The sequence below is a fragment of the Enterobacter sp. JMULE2 genome (assembly GCF_013337145.1).
GTDB classification, from domain to species: domain Bacteria; phylum Pseudomonadota; class Gammaproteobacteria; order Enterobacterales; family Enterobacteriaceae; genus Enterobacter; species Enterobacter mori.
In genome coordinates, this window is record NZ_SGWD01000015.1 from 326755 (window position 1) to 342892 (window position 16138).

At 52.7% G+C, this 16138-nt stretch carries 11 protein-coding genes, 3 tRNA genes and 3 rRNA genes; 7 read left to right on the forward strand and 10 right to left on the reverse strand.

The genetic code is table 11. The features are described 5' to 3' along the window. Nucleotides 1-3: 3 nt before the first annotated feature. The gene (locus EXW94_RS19530) at nucleotides 4-804 is read right to left on the reverse strand and encodes an endonuclease/exonuclease/phosphatase family protein (protein WP_042717509.1); all 801 of its coding nucleotides are present in this window, start codon (nucleotides 802-804) and stop codon (nucleotides 4-6) included. 138 nt (nucleotides 805-942) lie between these two features. Further along, a complete protein-coding gene (locus tag EXW94_RS19535; protein ID WP_108418201.1) occupies nucleotides 943-2118 on the reverse strand; it encodes an MFS transporter in 1176 nt (391 codons plus the stop codon). Between the two features lie 104 nt (nucleotides 2119-2222). On the opposite strand from EXW94_RS19535, the gene yafC reads away from it, so the two are divergent. Further along, nucleotides 2223-3137 (forward strand): DNA-binding transcriptional regulator YafC, encoded by a 915-nt coding sequence (gene yafC, locus EXW94_RS19540; protein WP_174340790.1) that lies wholly within the window; start codon nucleotides 2223-2225, stop codon nucleotides 3135-3137. A gap of 22 nt (nucleotides 3138-3159) precedes the next feature. Here yafC and dkgB read toward each other — a convergent pair whose 3' ends face one another. The 8 genes from dkgB to gmhB all read right to left on the reverse strand — a co-directional run bounded on the left by dkgB (nucleotide 3160) and on the right by gmhB (nucleotide 10341). After that, nucleotides 3160-3963, reverse strand: coding sequence for a 2,5-didehydrogluconate reductase DkgB (gene dkgB / locus EXW94_RS19545; RefSeq protein WP_174340791.1), 804 nt, complete (start codon nucleotides 3961-3963; stop codon nucleotides 3160-3162). Between the two features lie 163 nt (nucleotides 3964-4126). After that, nucleotides 4127-4203: transfer RNA gene (locus EXW94_RS19550), tRNA-Asp, on the reverse strand. Between the two features lie 56 nt (nucleotides 4204-4259). After that, nucleotides 4260-4375: ribosomal RNA gene (gene rrf / locus EXW94_RS19555) — 5S ribosomal RNA — on the reverse strand. Between the two features lie 72 nt (nucleotides 4376-4447). Then, nucleotides 4448-7352 (reverse strand): 23S ribosomal RNA (locus EXW94_RS19560). Between the two features lie 181 nt (nucleotides 7353-7533). After that, a tRNA-Ala gene (locus tag EXW94_RS19565) sits at nucleotides 7534-7609 on the reverse strand. Nucleotides 7610-7719: 110 nt separating this feature from the next. Then, nucleotides 7720-7796: transfer RNA gene (locus tag EXW94_RS19570), tRNA-Ile, on the reverse strand. A 68-nt stretch (nucleotides 7797-7864) separates the two neighbouring features. Then, a 16S ribosomal RNA gene (locus EXW94_RS19575) occupies nucleotides 7865-9406 on the reverse strand. Together the 16S, 23S and 5S rRNA genes with 3 tRNA genes alongside form the textbook arrangement of a ribosomal RNA operon. A 368-nt stretch (nucleotides 9407-9774) precedes the next feature. Continuing rightward, nucleotides 9775-10341, reverse strand: coding sequence for a D-glycero-beta-D-manno-heptose 1,7-bisphosphate 7-phosphatase (gmhB, locus tag EXW94_RS19580; protein WP_042713778.1), 567 nt, complete (start codon nucleotides 10339-10341; stop codon nucleotides 9775-9777). Between the two features lie 188 nt (nucleotides 10342-10529). Between gmhB and metN the strand changes: the two genes are divergently transcribed. The 6 genes from metN (at nucleotide 10530) to proS (ending at nucleotide 16108) form a co-directional block, all read left to right on the forward strand. Next, on the forward strand, nucleotides 10530-11561 hold the full coding sequence (gene metN, locus EXW94_RS19585) for a methionine ABC transporter ATP-binding protein MetN (protein ID WP_028015600.1): 1032 nt from the start codon (nucleotides 10530-10532) through the stop codon (nucleotides 11559-11561). Next, nucleotides 11554-12207 carry a methionine ABC transporter permease MetI gene (locus EXW94_RS19590; protein ID WP_003856130.1) on the forward strand — a complete coding sequence of 218 codons (654 nt, stop codon included), beginning with the start codon at nucleotides 11554-11556 and terminating at the stop codon, nucleotides 12205-12207. The genes metN and EXW94_RS19590 overlap by 8 nt, the downstream gene beginning before the upstream one ends. A 40-nt stretch (nucleotides 12208-12247) precedes the next feature. Next, a complete protein-coding gene (gene metQ, locus EXW94_RS19595) occupies nucleotides 12248-13063 on the forward strand; it encodes a methionine ABC transporter substrate-binding lipoprotein MetQ (protein ID WP_010426661.1) in 816 nt (271 codons plus the stop codon). A 106-nt stretch (nucleotides 13064-13169) separates the two neighbouring features. Beyond that, a complete protein-coding gene (rcsF, locus tag EXW94_RS19600) occupies nucleotides 13170-13574 on the forward strand; it encodes an Rcs stress response system protein RcsF (protein ID WP_010426664.1) in 405 nt (134 codons plus the stop codon). Next, a complete protein-coding gene (gene tsaA, locus EXW94_RS19605) occupies nucleotides 13571-14278 on the forward strand; it encodes a tRNA (N6-threonylcarbamoyladenosine(37)-N6)-methyltransferase TrmO (protein ID WP_120159261.1) in 708 nt (235 codons plus the stop codon). Before rcsF ends, tsaA begins: the two co-directional genes overlap by 4 nt. Before the next feature lie 111 nt (nucleotides 14279-14389). Then, on the forward strand, nucleotides 14390-16108 hold the full coding sequence (proS, locus tag EXW94_RS19610) for a proline--tRNA ligase (protein ID WP_120159260.1): 1719 nt from the start codon (nucleotides 14390-14392) through the stop codon (nucleotides 16106-16108). Nucleotides 16109-16138 lie beyond the last annotated feature (30 nt).

Below are 16138 nucleotides of genomic sequence, written 5' to 3' on the forward strand. Positions count from 1 at the left end.
CCATTATTTATCAGGTTTGCCGGGACTGAATTCAACGAGTAGAGGATTGTGATCGGAAGCGCGCGTTACCAGAACGGAGGCATCATGCACATTCAAACCACGATAGAAGACAAAATCGAGAGGACGACCAAACGCTTTCTTGCGCTGATCGTCGCTAAAACGGACCTCACGCAGCGACATTTCGCGCGCAAAGCGGTACAACGCATTCATGCGCGGGCGGCTCCAGGCATTAAAGTCCCCGGCCATAATGATCGGCCCGCTGTGATGGGCTATCTGATCGCCAATTGGGAGTAACTGCTTACTATACACATCCACCCCCAGGCTAAAGTTCACCGCATGGATGTTTACCACCATCAACAGGCGCGTATCCGGTAACGGATAGACCGTCACCAGCGCCGACTTGGCCAGGCGCAAAATCGGCTCACGTTCACGCAGCGGGCAGCAATAGACCGGATGCGCGGCTGACAGAGTCATCACCCCAGAGGGGTGCTGCGGTAAGACGAACGCAGGGACCTGATCGGCGGCAAGATAGTTAGTCGTTGCAAACCTGACCAGCTCCGGCGTGGTTTGTGCCTCTTGCAAGAGAACCAGATGCGCATCTTTACCGAAATTCTTCAGTACGGACAACCACTCCGCGCGCTGCTGCTTGAAGATGTTCCAGACCAGTACCCGGATTTTTTCGTCACTGCTTAAGGGTGTACCGGCTGGCAATGCCTGGCTAAGGCTCGCAAACGACCCCGGAGGCAAGATCCTCTCCGCGGGCATTCCGGCAACATAACGCATGGCATAGGTATTTTTTCGCACTTTTGGAAACGGCCTCTATAACGTGAACCAGCCTGGAAAAACGGACTGGTTCTAATGTTATAGGGATTTTAGGTCACACTTTCAACGCAATTACTGAGAAACCGCTTTCCAGTTTTGTAAGCAAGCACTTACTGCTACTTACCCAAGCGCCACGCGAGCCGGTTTATCAAGCCGTCCACTGAGGCCAATCAGCAGGAAAGCGACAAGTACAATGACCGCACCAATCCACGGCGTTTGGGTTAACCCGAAGTGTTCTACGGTTTGTCCGCCTACGATGGAACCGATCGCGATACCGATATTGAATGCGGCAATGTTCAGGCCCGATGCAACATCTACCGCATTTGGCGTATACAGTTCGGCCTTTTGCACCACGTACACCTGCAGACCCGGCACGTTACCAAAGGCGAAGATCCCCATAACCAGCACGGTGATCAGCGCGGCGTACTGAATCGATGCGGTGAACTGGAAAATCATCAGTAGAATAACCAACGCTGCGAAGATAAATTTAAGAGCCGGTACCGCACCATGCTTATCCGCAAGTTTGCCGCCCCAGATGTTACCAATCGCGACAGAAATACCGTAACCCAGCAAAATCCAGCTTACCGCCGTTGGGGAGAAGCCCGCCAGATCCTGCATCATGGGTGCCAGGAAGGTGAAAGCAGTGAACACGCCACCATAGCCAAGAGCCGTAACGGCGTAAATGATCAGCAGACGCGGATGCGTGAGCACCTTCAACTGATCGCTCAGGCTTGCGCTCGCCCGGCCAGGGATATTGGATGGTACCAACAGCATACTGGCGACCAGGGCAATCACGCCCAGCAGTGATACGGCCAGGAAAGTTTCACGCCAGCCAAAATGTTGGCCAATAAAGGTACCTAACGGCACCCCAGTGACCAACGCAACGGTTAACCCACCAAACATGATGGCGATAGCGGATGCGGCTTTCTCTTTAGGCACCAGGCTGGTTGCAATGGTTGAACCGATGGAGAAGAACACGCCATGCGCGAGGCCGGTCAGAAGGCGGGCAATCACCAGCGTGGTGTAGTCCGGCGCCTGCCAGGCCAGCAAGTTGCCAGCGGTGAAGAGCACCATCAGGGCAACTAACAGCTGTTTACGCGGGAAACGCCCTGTCAGCGCGGTCAGTACAGGTGCACCAACAGCAACACCCAACGCATAGATTGACACCAGCAAGCCCGCAGAAGGGAGCGAGATGGCAAGTTGATTAGCGATGGTAGGAACCAATCCGACAATAACGAACTCGGTCGTGCCTATCGCAAAGGCACTGATCGTGAGGGCAAGTAGCGCCAGTGGCATAAAATACTCCGTCTTTACAGGATTAAGATGACAGGAAGTATGCGCCAGTGCTTAAATAACAAAAATGGTCAGAATATCAATTGAATTTTGCAGGTGGTGCAACAATGAAAGCAACCTCGGAAGAGCTAACAATCTTTGTCGCCGTCGTCGAGAGCGGTAGCTTTAGCCGCGCAGCGGAACAGCTGGGTCAGGCAAATTCCGCGATCAGTCGCTCGGTTAAAAAGCTGGAGATGAAGCTTGGGGTGAGTTTGCTCAACCGAACAACACGACAGCTGAGCCTGACGGAAGAAGGTGAGCGTTATTTCCGCCGCGTGCAGTCCGTCCTGCAGGAGATGGCCGCAGCGGAGACAGAGATTATGGAATCGCGCAGCACACCGCGTGGATTGCTGCGTATCGATGCGGCAACACCTGTGGTTTTGCATTTTCTGATGCCGCTAATCAGGCCCTTCCGCGAACGTTATCCAGAGATGACGTTATCGCTGGTGTCCTCCGAAACCTTTATCAATCTTATTGAACGCAAAGTTGATGTCGCGATCCGGGCGGGAACCCTGACTGATTCAAGCTTACGTGCTCGCCCCCTCTTTGCCAGCTACCGTAAAATCATCGCGTCGCCGCAGTATATTGCTGAGCATGGAAAGCCCGAAACGGTAGAAGAGCTGGCACAACATCTGTGTCTGGGCTTTACGGAACCGGTGTCGCTAAATACCTGGCCTGTCGCCTGTCATGATGGTCAGCTTCATGAAATTACCTGCGGATTATCCTCAAACAGTGGGGAAACGCTAAAACAGCTGTGCCTTACCGGAAATGGTATCGCCTGTTTGTCTGATTACATGATTGATAAAGAGATCGCACGCGGAGAGCTTGTGGAGCTGATGGCAGATAAACGTCTGCCGGTAGAGATGCCTTTTAGCGCGGTTTATTACAGCGACAGAGCCGTCAGTACACGTATTCGTGCCTTTATCGACTTCCTGAGCGAACATATAAAAACAGCTCCCGAAGGAGCTGTGCGAGGGTTTTAGAATACAGAGGGTTGGGTCAATATTAATCCCAGTTCGGCGCTAACCCTTCCGGGCTCACCAGACGATCGTTGCAATCCAGTGCCGCGATCGCTTTTTTATCATCTTCGTCCAGCTGGAGATCCAGTGCTAACAGGTTGCTTGCCAGGTTTTCACGCTTGGTTGAGGACGGGATCACGGCATAACCTTCATCCATTGCCCATGCCAGGATCACCTGGGCCGCTGTCGCGTTGTGTTTCTCCGCGATACGGGTAATCTCCTCATCTTTCAGCGCTTTACCGTACGCCAGCGTCATGTAAGAAGTAATATGGATACCGTGCTGTTTTGCCCAGTCCACCACTTTGCGGTTTTGCAGGTATGGGGACAGTTCAATTTGGTTGGTCGCAATATTTTCTGCGCCAACAGCAGCAATCGCTTTTTCCATCAGCGGGATAGTAAAGTTGGAGATACCAATTTCACGCGTTAAGCCCTGCTTTTTCGCTTCCAGCAGCGCCTGCATGAATTCTTCCACCGGGACGGCATCATTCGGTGATGGCCAGTGAACCAGCGTCAGGTCCACATAGTCAGTACGCAGTTTTTTCAGGCTCTCTTTCAGACTTGGGATCAGCTTATCTTTACTGAGATTCTCAATCCAGATCTTGGTGGTGATGAAAAGGTCGCTGCGCGGTACGCCGCTCTCTTCAAGTGCCTGGCCAACAGCCGCTTCGTTTTCATAAATCTGCGCCGTATCAACGGTGCGATAGCCAAGTTCAAGTGCAGTTTTTACAGATGCAATTACAACGTCGTCTTTCAGGCGGAAAGTGCCCAGACCAAATGCAGGGATAGTCATGTTATTCCTCGTTAATCATTATGTTCGTAAACTGAGGAAGATTATGGCGGGTAGTGTTATGAAGAAAAAGAGCGCAGAAAGCAGAGGATTTTTGCTAATTTCGCAATAATTAAACGGCAGATAAGAAAAAAGCCCTGAGCGTTAGCTCAGGGCTTTTAATAAGTGGCGGAACGGACGGGACTCGAACCCGCGACCCCCTGCGTGACAGGCAGGTATTCTAACCGACTGAACTACCGCTCCACCGAAGACTGCTTGTAACCACCGGATTAATGCACCGGCTTACTACTTAATTTGATGCCTGGCAGTTCCCTACTCTCACATGGGGAGACCCCACACTACCATCGGCGCTACGGCGTTTCACTTCTGAGTTCGGCATGGGGTCAGGTGGGACCACCGCGCTAAAGCCGCCAGGCAAATTCTGTTAAATCTGTATCAGGCTGAAAATATCGTGTCTGTCTCTTCGCCAAAACACCTTCGGCGTTGTAAGGTTAAGCCTCACGGTTCATTAGTATCGGTTAGCTCAACGCATCGCTGCGCTTACACACCCGACCTATCAACGTCGTAGTCTTCAACGTTCCTTCAGGACCCTTAAAGGGTCAGGGAGAACTCATCTCGGGGCAAGTTTCGTGCTTAGATGCTTTCAGCACTTATCTCTTCCGCATTTAGCTACCGGGCAATGCCATTGGCATGACAACCCGAACACCAGTGATGCGTCCACTCCGGTCCTCTCGTACTAGGAGCAGCCCCCCTCAATTCTCCAGCGCCCACGGCAGATAGGGACCGAACTGTCTCACGACGTTCTAAACCCAGCTCGCGTACCACTTTAAATGGCGAACAGCCATACCCTTGGGACCTACTTCAGCCCCAGGATGTGATGAGCCGACATCGAGGTGCCAAACACCGCCGTCGATATGAACTCTTGGGCGGTATCAGCCTGTTATCCCCGGAGTACCTTTTATCCGTTGAGCGATGGCCCTTCCATTCAGAACCACCGGATCACTATGACCTGCTTTCGCACCTGCTCGAGCCGTCACTCTCGCAGTCAAGCTAGCTTATGCCATTGCACTAACCTCCTGATGTCCGACCAGGATTAGCTAACCTTCGTGCTCCTCCGTTACTCTTTGGGAGGAGACCGCCCCAGTCAAACTACCCACCAGACACTGTCCGCAACCCGGATCACGGGTCTACGTTAGAACACCAGCCATTAAAGGGTGGTATTTCAAGGGCGGCTCCACGCAGACTGGCGTCCACGCTTCAAAGCCTCCCACCTATCCTACACATCAAGGACCAGTGTTCAGTGTCAAGCTATAGTAAAGGTTCACGGGGTCTTTCCGTCTTGCCGCGGGTACACTGCATCTTCACAGCGAGTTCAATTTCACTGAGTCTCGGGTGGAGACAGCCTGGCCATCATTACGCCATTCGTGCAGGTCGGAACTTACCCGACAAGGAATTTCGCTACCTTAGGACCGTTATAGTTACGGCCGCCGTTTACCGGGGCTTCGATCAAGAGCTTCGCGTTGCCGCTAACCCCATCAATTAACCTTCCGGCACCGGGCAGGCGTCACACCGTATACGTCCACTTTCGTGTTTGCACAGTGCTGTGTTTTTAATAAACAGTTGCAGCCAGCTGGTATCTTCGACTGATTTCAGCTCCACCCGCAGGGGCTTCACCTACATATCAGCGTGCCTTCTCCCGAAGTTACGGCACCATTTTGCCTAGTTCCTTCACCCGAGTTCTCTCAAGCGCCTTGGTATTCTCTACCTGACCACCTGTGTCGGTTTGGGGTACGATTTGATGTTACCTGATGCTTAGAGGCTTTTCCTGGAAGCAGGGCATTTGTTACTTCAGCACCGTAGTGCCTCGTCATCACACCTCAGCGTTAATAAGGTACCGGATTTACCTGGAACCTCCGCCTACATGCTTAAACCGGGACAACCGTCGCCCGGCTAACATAGCCTTCTCCGTCCCCCCTTCGCAGTAACACCAAGTACAGGAATATTAACCTGTTTCCCATCGACTACGCCTTTCGGCCTCGCCTTAGGGGTCGACTCACCCTGCCCCGATTAACGTTGGACAGGAACCCTTGGTCTTCCGGCGTGCGGGCTTTTCACCCGCATTATCGTTACTTATGTCAGCATTCGCACTTCTGATACCTCCAGCAACCCTCACAGGCCACCTTCAACGGCTTACAGAACGCTCCCCTACCCAACAACACATAGTGTCGCTGCCGCAGCTTCGGTGCATGGTTTAGCCCCGTTACATCTTCCGCGCAGGCCGACTCGACCAGTGAGCTATTACGCTTTCTTTAAATGATGGCTGCTTCTAAGCCAACATCCTGGCTGTCTGTGCCTTCCCACATCGTTTCCCACTTAACCATGACTTTGGGACCTTAGCTGGCGGTCTGGGTTGTTTCCCTCTTCACGACGGACGTTAGCACCCGCCGTGTGTCTCCCGTGATAACATTCTTCGGTATTCGTAGTTTGCATCGGGTTGGTAAGCCGGGATGGCCCCCTAGCCGAAACAGTGCTCTACCCCCGAAGATGAGTTCACGAGGCGCTACCTAAATAGCTTTCGGGGAGAACCAGCTATCTCCCGGTTTGATTGGCCTTTCACCCCCAGCCACAAGTCATCCGCTAATTTTTCAACATTAGTCGGTTCGGTCCTCCAGTTAGTGTTACCCAACCTTCAACCTGCCCATGGCTAGATCACCGGGTTTCGGGTCTATACCCTGCAACTTAACGCCCAGTTAAGACTCGGTTTCCCTTCGGCTCCCCTATACGGTTAACCTTGCTACAGAATATAAGTCGCTGACCCATTATACAAAAGGTACGCAGTCACCTAACAAGTAGGCTCCCACTGCTTGTACGTACACGGTTTCAGGTTCTTTTTCACTCCCCTCGCCGGGGTTCTTTTCGCCTTTCCCTCACGGTACTGGTTCACTATCGGTCAGTCAGGAGTATTTAGCCTTGGAGGATGGTCCCCCCATATTCAGACAGGATACCACGTGTCCCGCCCTACTCTTCGAGTTCACAGCAAGTGTGCTTTCGTGTACGGGAGTATCACCCTGTACCCTGCGACTTTCCAGACGCTTCCACTAACACACAAGCTGATTCAGACTCTGGGCTGCTCCCCGTTCGCTCGCCGCTACTGGGGGAATCTCGGTTGATTTCTTTTCCTCGGGGTACTTAGATGTTTCAGTTCCCCCGGTTCGCCTCGTTAACCTATGTATTCAGTTAACGATAGTGTGTCGGAACACACTGGGTTTCCCCATTCGGACATCGCCGGGTCAAAGGTTCATATCACCTCGCCGGCGCTTTTCGCAGATTAGCACGTCCTTCATCGCCTCTGACTGCCAGGGCATCCACCGTGTACGCTTAGTCGCTTAACCTCACAACCCGAAGATGTTTCTTTCGATTCATCACCGACTTGCGAAAATTTGAGAGACTCGAACACACATAACATGTGTGTCGTTTCAATTTTCAGCTTGATCCAGATTTTTAAAGAGCAAAACTTCGCAGTGCACCTTTTCAGGTTCACTCTGAAGTTTTCTTGTGTTCGCAGTAAAAGGATGGTGGAGCTATGCGGGATCGAACCGCAGACCTCCTGCGTGCAAGGCAGGCGCTCTCCCAGCTGAGCTATAACCCCATCGCAAAATGCTAATCTCTGTACCGGTAATGCTTTCTGAGACAAGGCGTGGAATAACGAAGCATACTGAAGTATGCGAGTTGTTCCGCAACGCAGTATCAGGAAGTATTTGGTAGGCCTGAGTGGACTTGAACCACCGACCTCACCCTTATCAGGGGTGCGCTCTAACCACCTGAGCTACAAGCCTGCAGAGATTTTTACTGCTATTTTCATCAGACAATCTGTGTGAGCACTACAAAGGCAGGTTCTTTAAGGTAAGGAGGTGATCCAACCGCAGGTTCCCCTACGGTTACCTTGTTACGACTTCACCCCAGTCATGAATCACAAAGTGGTAAGCGCCCTCCCGAAGGTTAAGCTACCTACTTCTTTTGCAACCCACTCCCATGGTGTGACGGGCGGTGTGTACAAGGCCCGGGAACGTATTCACCGTAGCATTCTGATCTACGATTACTAGCGATTCCGACTTCATGGAGTCGAGTTGCAGACTCCAATCCGGACTACGACGCACTTTATGAGGTCCGCTTGCTCTCGCGAGGTCGCTTCTCTTTGTATGCGCCATTGTAGCACGTGTGTAGCCCTACTCGTAAGGGCCATGATGACTTGACGTCATCCCCACCTTCCTCCAGTTTATCACTGGCAGTCTCCTTTGAGTTCCCGGCCGAACCGCTGGCAACAAAGGATAAGGGTTGCGCTCGTTGCGGGACTTAACCCAACATTTCACAACACGAGCTGACGACAGCCATGCAGCACCTGTCTCAGAGTTCCCGAAGGCACCAATCCATCTCTGGAAAGTTCTCTGGATGTCAAGAGTAGGTAAGGTTCTTCGCGTTGCATCGAATTAAACCACATGCTCCACCGCTTGTGCGGGCCCCCGTCAATTCATTTGAGTTTTAACCTTGCGGCCGTACTCCCCAGGCGGTCGACTTAACGCGTTAGCTCCGGAAGCCACGCCTCAAGGGCACAACCTCCAAGTCGACATCGTTTACGGCGTGGACTACCAGGGTATCTAATCCTGTTTGCTCCCCACGCTTTCGCACCTGAGCGTCAGTCTTTGTCCAGGGGGCCGCCTTCGCCACCGGTATTCCTCCAGATCTCTACGCATTTCACCGCTACACCTGGAATTCTACCCCCCTCTACAAGACTCTAGCCTGCCAGTTTCGAATGCAGTTCCCAGGTTGAGCCCGGGGATTTCACATCCGACTTGACAGACCGCCTGCGTGCGCTTTACGCCCAGTAATTCCGATTAACGCTTGCACCCTCCGTATTACCGCGGCTGCTGGCACGGAGTTAGCCGGTGCTTCTTCTGCGGGTAACGTCAATTGCTGAGGTTATTAACCTCAACACCTTCCTCCCCGCTGAAAGTACTTTACAACCCGAAGGCCTTCTTCATACACGCGGCATGGCTGCATCAGGCTTGCGCCCATTGTGCAATATTCCCCACTGCTGCCTCCCGTAGGAGTCTGGACCGTGTCTCAGTTCCAGTGTGGCTGGTCATCCTCTCAGACCAGCTAGGGATCGTCGCCTAGGTGAGCCGTTACCCCACCTACTAGCTAATCCCATCTGGGCACATCTGATGGCAAGAGGCCCGAAGGTCCCCCTCTTTGGTCTTGCGACATTATGCGGTATTAGCTACCGTTTCCAGTAGTTATCCCCCTCCATCAGGCAGTTTCCCAGACATTACTCACCCGTCCGCCGCTCGCCGGCAAAGTAGCAAGCTACTTCCCGCTGCCGCTCGACTTGCATGTGTTAGGCCTGCCGCCAGCGTTCAATCTGAGCCATGATCAAACTCTTCAATTTAAGTTTGATGCTCGTGAATTAAACTTCGTAATGAATTACGTATGTTCACTCAGAGACTTGGTATTCATTTATTGTCCGAAGACATTAAGAATCCATGTCACTTTGAGTGCCCACACAGATTGTCTGATAAATTGTTAAAGAGCAGTGCAACGCGGCTTTCGCTCACCGTTGCGAGGTGGCGTATATTACGCTTTCCTCTTTCAGAGTCAACCCGTTATTTCAGGATTTTTTCTCTTCAACCGACCCGGTTGTTTGTGAAGTGATTCACATGTTCCGTGTCGATGGAGGCGCATTATAGGGAGCCGCCGAGGAATGACAAGCGGAAATATGCATTTTTATTTCGACCGCTCACCTTTTCACCAAAAAGGCTATTTTTGGTGCTTTTTAATCTCTTCAGGCAGGTCTGCCAGACTATTAATTACCCAATCTGCTGCATTCTCTGCTTCTGGCGTCACTGGCTTACCGGTGCGAACTAATATTTTGGTCCCAACACCCGCAGCAGCAGCTGCCTGCATATCTTCCAGTTTATCGCCCACCATATAAGAGGCAGCCATATCAATGTGCAGAAATTCCTGCGCAGAGATGAACATCCCCGGATGCGGTTTACGGCAATCACAGGTCTGGCGATACTCTTCTACCGTTCCCTGCGGGTGATGTGGACAATAATAGATGCCGTCGAGATCCACACCGCGATCGGCCAGCGACCAGTCCATCCATTCCGTCAGCGTCTCGAACTGCGCTTCGGTGAATTTACCGCGTGCAATACCGGACTGGTTAGTCACAACCACCAGCGCATAACCCCTCTCTTTCAGCTGGCGCATGGCATCTATTGCGCCCTCGATAAACTCGAACTCATCAATCTCGTGGACGTAACCATGATCCACATTAATAGTGCCATCACGATCGAGAAAAATTGCGGGTACTGATTTTGCCACCGGTTTGCTCCTGAAAAAGGCATGTTCCGCTAGTATCTCATGAATCGCAGCGCAATAAAGTGCTCATCGCACAGAGTTGGATTGATTTAGACGTCTGGATGCCTTAACATCCGTTTTGTTTACGGTCATCACCCGTATCTGGCAGAACAAAATGCCACGGCTAACTTACATATGATAAAAATAATCTAATGATTAAACTTTCCAATATCACCAAAGTGTTCCAGCAGGGGAACCGAACCATTCAGGCGTTGAACAATGTCAGCCTGCATGTTCCTGCTGGTCAAATTTATGGCGTCATTGGCGCATCGGGTGCAGGTAAAAGTACGCTGATCCGTTGTGTTAACCTGCTTGAGCGTCCAACCCAGGGCAGCGTTGAAGTTGGCGGGCAAGAGCTTACCGCCCTCTCAGAGAAAGAACTCACTAAAGCACGCCGCCAGATTGGCATGATCTTCCAGCACTTCAACCTGCTGGCTTCCCGTACCGTTTTCGGTAACGTCGCATTACCGCTGGAGCTGGACAACACGCCTAAAGAAGAAGTGAAGCGTCGCGTCACCGAACTGCTCGACCTCGTGGGTCTGGGCGATAAACATGATAGCTACCCGGCGAACCTGTCCGGTGGGCAGAAACAGCGTGTGGCCATTGCCCGCGCGCTGGCAAGTAATCCTAAGGTGCTGCTGTGCGATGAAGCGACCAGCGCACTGGACCCGGCGACCACTCGTTCGATTCTGGAACTGCTGAAAGATATTAATCGTCGCCTGGGCCTGACGATCCTCCTTATTACGCACGAAATGGATGTGGTGAAACGCATCTGTGACTGCGTGGCGGTCATCAGTAACGGTGAACTGATCGAGCAGGACACGGTAAGTGAAGTGTTCTCGCATCCGAAAACTCCGCTGGCGCAGCAGTTTATTCAGTCCACGCTGCATCTGGATATTCCGGAAGATTATCTGGAACGTCTGAAAACAGAAGCAACGGCAGACAGCGTCCCAATGCTGCGTATGGAATTCACCGGTCAGTCCGTTGACGCTCCACTGCTTTCCGAAACTGCACGTCGCTTTAATGTGAACAACAACATCATTAGCGCGCAGATGGATTACGCCGGTGGCGTGAAGTTCGGCATCATGCTGACGGAAATGCACGGGACACAAGAAGAAACCCAGGCGGCGATTGCCTGGCTGCAAGAACATCATGTAAAAGTAGAGGTACTGGGTTATGTCTGAGCCGATGATGTGGCTGCTGGTTCGCGGCGTTTGGGAAACGCTGGCAATGACCTTTGTATCGGGCTTCTTTGGTTTTGTGATTGGTCTGCCGGTCGGCGTCCTGCTGTACGTGACGCGTCCGGGTCAAATCATTGAGAACGCGAAGCTGTATCGCACCCTCTCTGCGCTGGTGAATATCTTCCGTTCCATCCCGTTCATTATCCTGCTGGTATGGATGATTCCGTTTACCCGCGTGATCGTCGGAACGTCTATCGGTCTGCAGGCGGCCATCGTTCCGCTAACCGTAGGTGCAGCGCCGTTTATCGCCCGTATGGTGGAAAACGCCCTGCTGGAGATCCCAACCGGTCTGATCGAAGCCTCCCGCGCAATGGGCGCAACGCCGATGCAGATCGTACGCAAAGTGCTGCTGCCTGAAGCGTTGCCTGGCCTGGTGAACGCAGCGACCATCACGCTCATCACGCTGGTCGGCTATTCGGCGATGGGTGGCGCAGTGGGTGCTGGCGGTTTAGGCCAGATCGGCTATCAATATGGCTATATTGGTTATAACGCTACCGTAATGAATACCGTTCTGGTATTGCTGGTTGTGCTGGTTTACTTAATCCAATTCTCTGGCGATCGCATCGTCCGGGCTGTTACTCACAAATAACGTTACACACAACACAAACTCGACGAGTTAAGGATAAAACATGGCGTTTAAATTAAAGACCCTTGCAGCGGTAGGCGCGCTGATCGGCTCTCTGGCACTGGTGGGTTGCGGTCAGGACGAAAAAGATCCAAACCACATTAAAGTGGGCGTTATCGTGGGTGCTGAGCAGCAGGTTGCTGAAGTTGCGCAGAAAGTGGCGAAAGAAAAATATGGTCTGGACGTTGAGCTGGTAACCTTCAACGATTACGTGCTGCCGAACGAAGCGCTGAGCAAAGGCGATATTGACGCCAACGCCTTCCAGCACAAACCATACCTGGATCAGCAGATCAAAGATCGCGGCTACAAGCTCGTTGCGGCCGGTAACACCTTCGTTTACCCAATTGCCGGTTACTCGAAAAAAATCAAATCGCTTGATGAACTGCAGCCTGGCTCCCAGGTCGCGATCCCTAACGACCCAACAAACCTCGGTCGCTCCCTGCTGCTGCTGCAGAAAGTGGGCCTGATTAAACTGAAAGACGGCGTGGGTTTGCTGCCGACTGCACTGGACGTTATCGAGAATCCGAAAAATCTGAAACTGGTTGAGCTGGAAGCACCACAGTTGCCACGTTCACTTGACGATGCACAGATCGCGCTGGCGGTGATCAACACCACCTACGCCAGCCAGATCGGCCTGACCCCTGCGAAAGACGGCATCTTCGTTGAAGATAAAGACTCTCCATACGTCAACCTGATCGTGACTCGTGAAGACAACAAAGACGCGGAAAACGTGAAGAAATTTGTTCAGGCTTATCAGTCTGACGAAGTTTACCAGGAAGCCAACAAGGTGTTTAACGGCGGTGCTGTTAAAGGCTGGTAATCTCCTCTCAGTGTAATATCATCAGGACGGGCTTATGCCCGTCTTGTCATTTATGCAGGCAACTGATTCAATATCCGTTGTTTTGATTATCCATTGAGGAACTATTATGCGTGCTTTACCGATCTGTCTCTTAGCACTCATGCTGAGCGGCTGTTCTATGCTAAGCAGATCTCCTGTTGAACCTGTTCAAAGCACAGCAACCCCGCCTAAAGCGGAGCCAGCAAAACCGAAAGCGCCTCGCCCTGCACCGGTACGCATTATCACTAAAGCCGACGATCTCGTGGGCAAGCCATTCCGTGAACTGGGTGAAGTGAGCGGCGAATCCTGCCAGGCAACAAATCAGGACTCTCCTCCAAACATTCCAACGGCCCGCAAGCGTATGCAGATTAACGCGTCCAAAATGAAAGCCAACGCGGTGCTGCTGCACAGCTGTGAAGTGACCAGCGGTACGCCAGGATGTTATCGTCAGGCTGTTTGTATCGGTTCTGCACTAAACATTACGGCGAAATGAGTGCATTTCAGTTTGAGCAAATAGGCGTTATCCACTCTCCTTATAAAGAGAAATTCGCCGTACCGCGCCAGCCCGGTCTGGTGACACGGGGCGGCGGCGAGCTTCATCTGATCGCGCCCTACAATCAGGCCGATGCGGTACGCGGGCTCGACGCCTTCAGCCACCTGTGGGTTGTCTTTGTATTTCACCAGACCATGGAAGGTGGCTGGCGCCCTACGGTGCGCCCTCCCCGTCTGGGAGGAAATGCAAGAATGGGCGTTTTCGCCACCCGTTCGACCTTTCGCCCCAACCCCATCGGCATGTCGCTGGTTGAACTGAAAGGTATACGCTGTCAGAAGGATCAGGTGATCCTCGAGTTAGGCAGTCTTGACCTGGTGGATGGCACGCCGGTTATCGACATCAAGCCATATTTGCCTTTCGCTGAAGCGCTACCGGACGCCCGGGCAAGTTATGCTCAGGACGCCCCACAGGCTGATATGCCGGTACACTTCACGCCTGAACTCACCGTCCAGATACATCAGCTCGAGAAGCGTTATCCCCATCTTCGGGACTTTATCGGTGAAGTACTGGCGCAGGACCCTCGTCCCGCCTACCGAAAAGAAGAGGAAGCCGGTAAAACCTATGCCGTCTGGCTACTGGATTTTAACGTCCGCTGGCGCGTTACCGGGGCAGGTTTTGAAGTGTTTGCCCTGGAACCCAGGTAATTTTAACCTCCTCTCTTTTGGCATCTTTGCCACACTGGTAAACTAAACCACTTTTTTGTGTCAGGTTGGCCTTTAAGCCAGCTCTACTCGTCGAAACGGAACCGTAACAACATGCGTACTAGCCAATATCTGCTCTCCACGTTAAAGGAGACACCTGCCGACGCCGAAGTGATCAGCCATCAGCTGATGCTGCGCGCCGGGATGATCCGCAAGCTGGCCTCCGGGTTATACACCTGGCTGCCGACCGGCGTGCGCGTCCTGAAAAAAGTCGAAAACATCGTGCGTGAAGAGATGAACAACGCCGGTGCTATCGAGGTGTTAATGCCGGTTGTTCAACCCTCTGAACTGTGGCAGGAGAGCGGTCGCTGGGAGCAGTACGGTCCGGAACTGCTGCGTATTGCCGATCGCGGCGATCGTCCGTTTGTCCTCGGCCCAACGCATGAAGAAGTCATTACCGACCTGATCCGTAATGAGCTGAGCTCATACAAGCAGCTGCCGCTGAACTTCTTCCAGATCCAGACCAAATTCCGTGACGAAGTGCGTCCACGCTTTGGCGTCATGCGCTCTCGCGAATTCCTGATGAAAGACGCCTACTCTTTCCATACTTCTCAGGAGTCGCTGCAAGAGACTTACGACGCCATGTACGCTGCGTACAGCAAAATCTTCTCCCGCATGGGTCTGGATTTCCGCGCGGTGCAGGCTGATACCGGTTCTATTGGCGGTAGCGCATCCCATGAGTTCCAGGTACTGGCACAGAGTGGTGAAGACGATGTGATCTTCTCTGACTCCTCTGATTACGCGGCAAACATCGAGTTTGCTGAAGCATTGGCACCAAAAACGCCACGCGCTGCTGCCACCGAAGAGATGAAGCTGGTTGATACGCCAAACGCCAAAACCATCGTTGAGCTGGTTGAACAGTTCAACCTGCCGATTGAGAAAACGGTAAAAACCTTGCTGGTGAAATCCACCGAGGGTAGCGCATACCCGCTGGTTGCCCTGCTGGTCCGTGGCGATCACGAGCTGAACGAAGTGAAAGCCGAGAAGCTGCCGCAGGTTGCCAGCCCGCTGACCTTCGCCACGGAAGCGGAAATCCGCGCCGTTGTAAATGCGGGTCCAGGTTCACTGGGTCCAGTCAATCTGCCGGTTCCGGTTGTTATTGACCGCACGGTTGCCGCAATGAGCGACTTCTCTGCTGGAGCAAACATCGACGGTAAGCACTACTTCGGCATCAACTGGGATCGCGACGTGGCGACGCCAGAAGTGGCTGACATCCGTAACGTGGTTGCAGGCGATCCAAGCCCGGACGGCCAGGGTACGCTGATGATCAAGCGTGGTATCGAAGTGGGTCATATCTTCCAGTTAGGCGATAAATACTCCCGCGCGATGAACGCTGCCGTTCAGGGCGAAGATGGCCGTAACCAGGTTCTGACAATGGGCTGCTACGGTATCGGGGTGACGCGTGTTGTTGCTGCGGCTATCGAGCAAAACTACGACGAGCGCGGCATCGTCTGGCCGGACAACATCGCGCCGTTCCAGGTTGCGATTCTGCCAATGAACATGCATAAGTCTTACCGCGTGCAGGAACTGGCGGAAAAACTTTACGCTGAGCTGCGTGCCAAGGGCATCGACGTGCTGATGGATGACCGTAAAGAGCGTCCTGGCGTGATGTTTGCTGATATGGAACTGATCGGTATTCCGCACACCGTTGTCATCGGCGACCGTAATCTCGACAGCGACGAGATTGAATACAAATACCGTCGCAGCGGCGAGAAACAGATGATCAAGACTGGCGACATTCTTGATTACCTGGTGAAAGCCATTAAAGGTTAAGAAACAAAAAACCCCGCTCCGGCGGGGTTT

Coding starts and splice junctions, on each gene's coding strand:
- tsaA (WP_120159261.1), top strand. CDS start 13,571: ATGAGTGCATTTCAGTTTGAGCAAATAGGCGTTATCCACTCTCCTTAT.
- proS (WP_120159260.1), top strand. CDS start 14,390: ATGCGTACTAGCCAATATCTGCTCTCCACGTTAAAGGAGACACCTGCC.
- EXW94_RS19590 (WP_003856130.1), top strand. CDS start 11,554: ATGTCTGAGCCGATGATGTGGCTGCTGGTTCGCGGCGTTTGGGAAACG.
- dkgB (WP_174340791.1), bottom strand. CDS start 3,963: ATGACTATCCCTGCATTTGGTCTGGGCACTTTCCGCCTGAAAGACGAC.
- rcsF (WP_010426664.1), top strand. CDS start 13,170: ATGCGTGCTTTACCGATCTGTCTCTTAGCACTCATGCTGAGCGGCTGT.
- EXW94_RS19535 (WP_108418201.1), bottom strand. CDS start 2,118: ATGCCACTGGCGCTACTTGCCCTCACGATCAGTGCCTTTGCGATAGGC.
- metQ (WP_010426661.1), top strand. CDS start 12,248: ATGGCGTTTAAATTAAAGACCCTTGCAGCGGTAGGCGCGCTGATCGGC.
- yafC (WP_174340790.1), top strand. CDS start 2,223: ATGAAAGCAACCTCGGAAGAGCTAACAATCTTTGTCGCCGTCGTCGAG.
- metN (WP_028015600.1), top strand. CDS start 10,530: ATGATTAAACTTTCCAATATCACCAAAGTGTTCCAGCAGGGGAACCGA.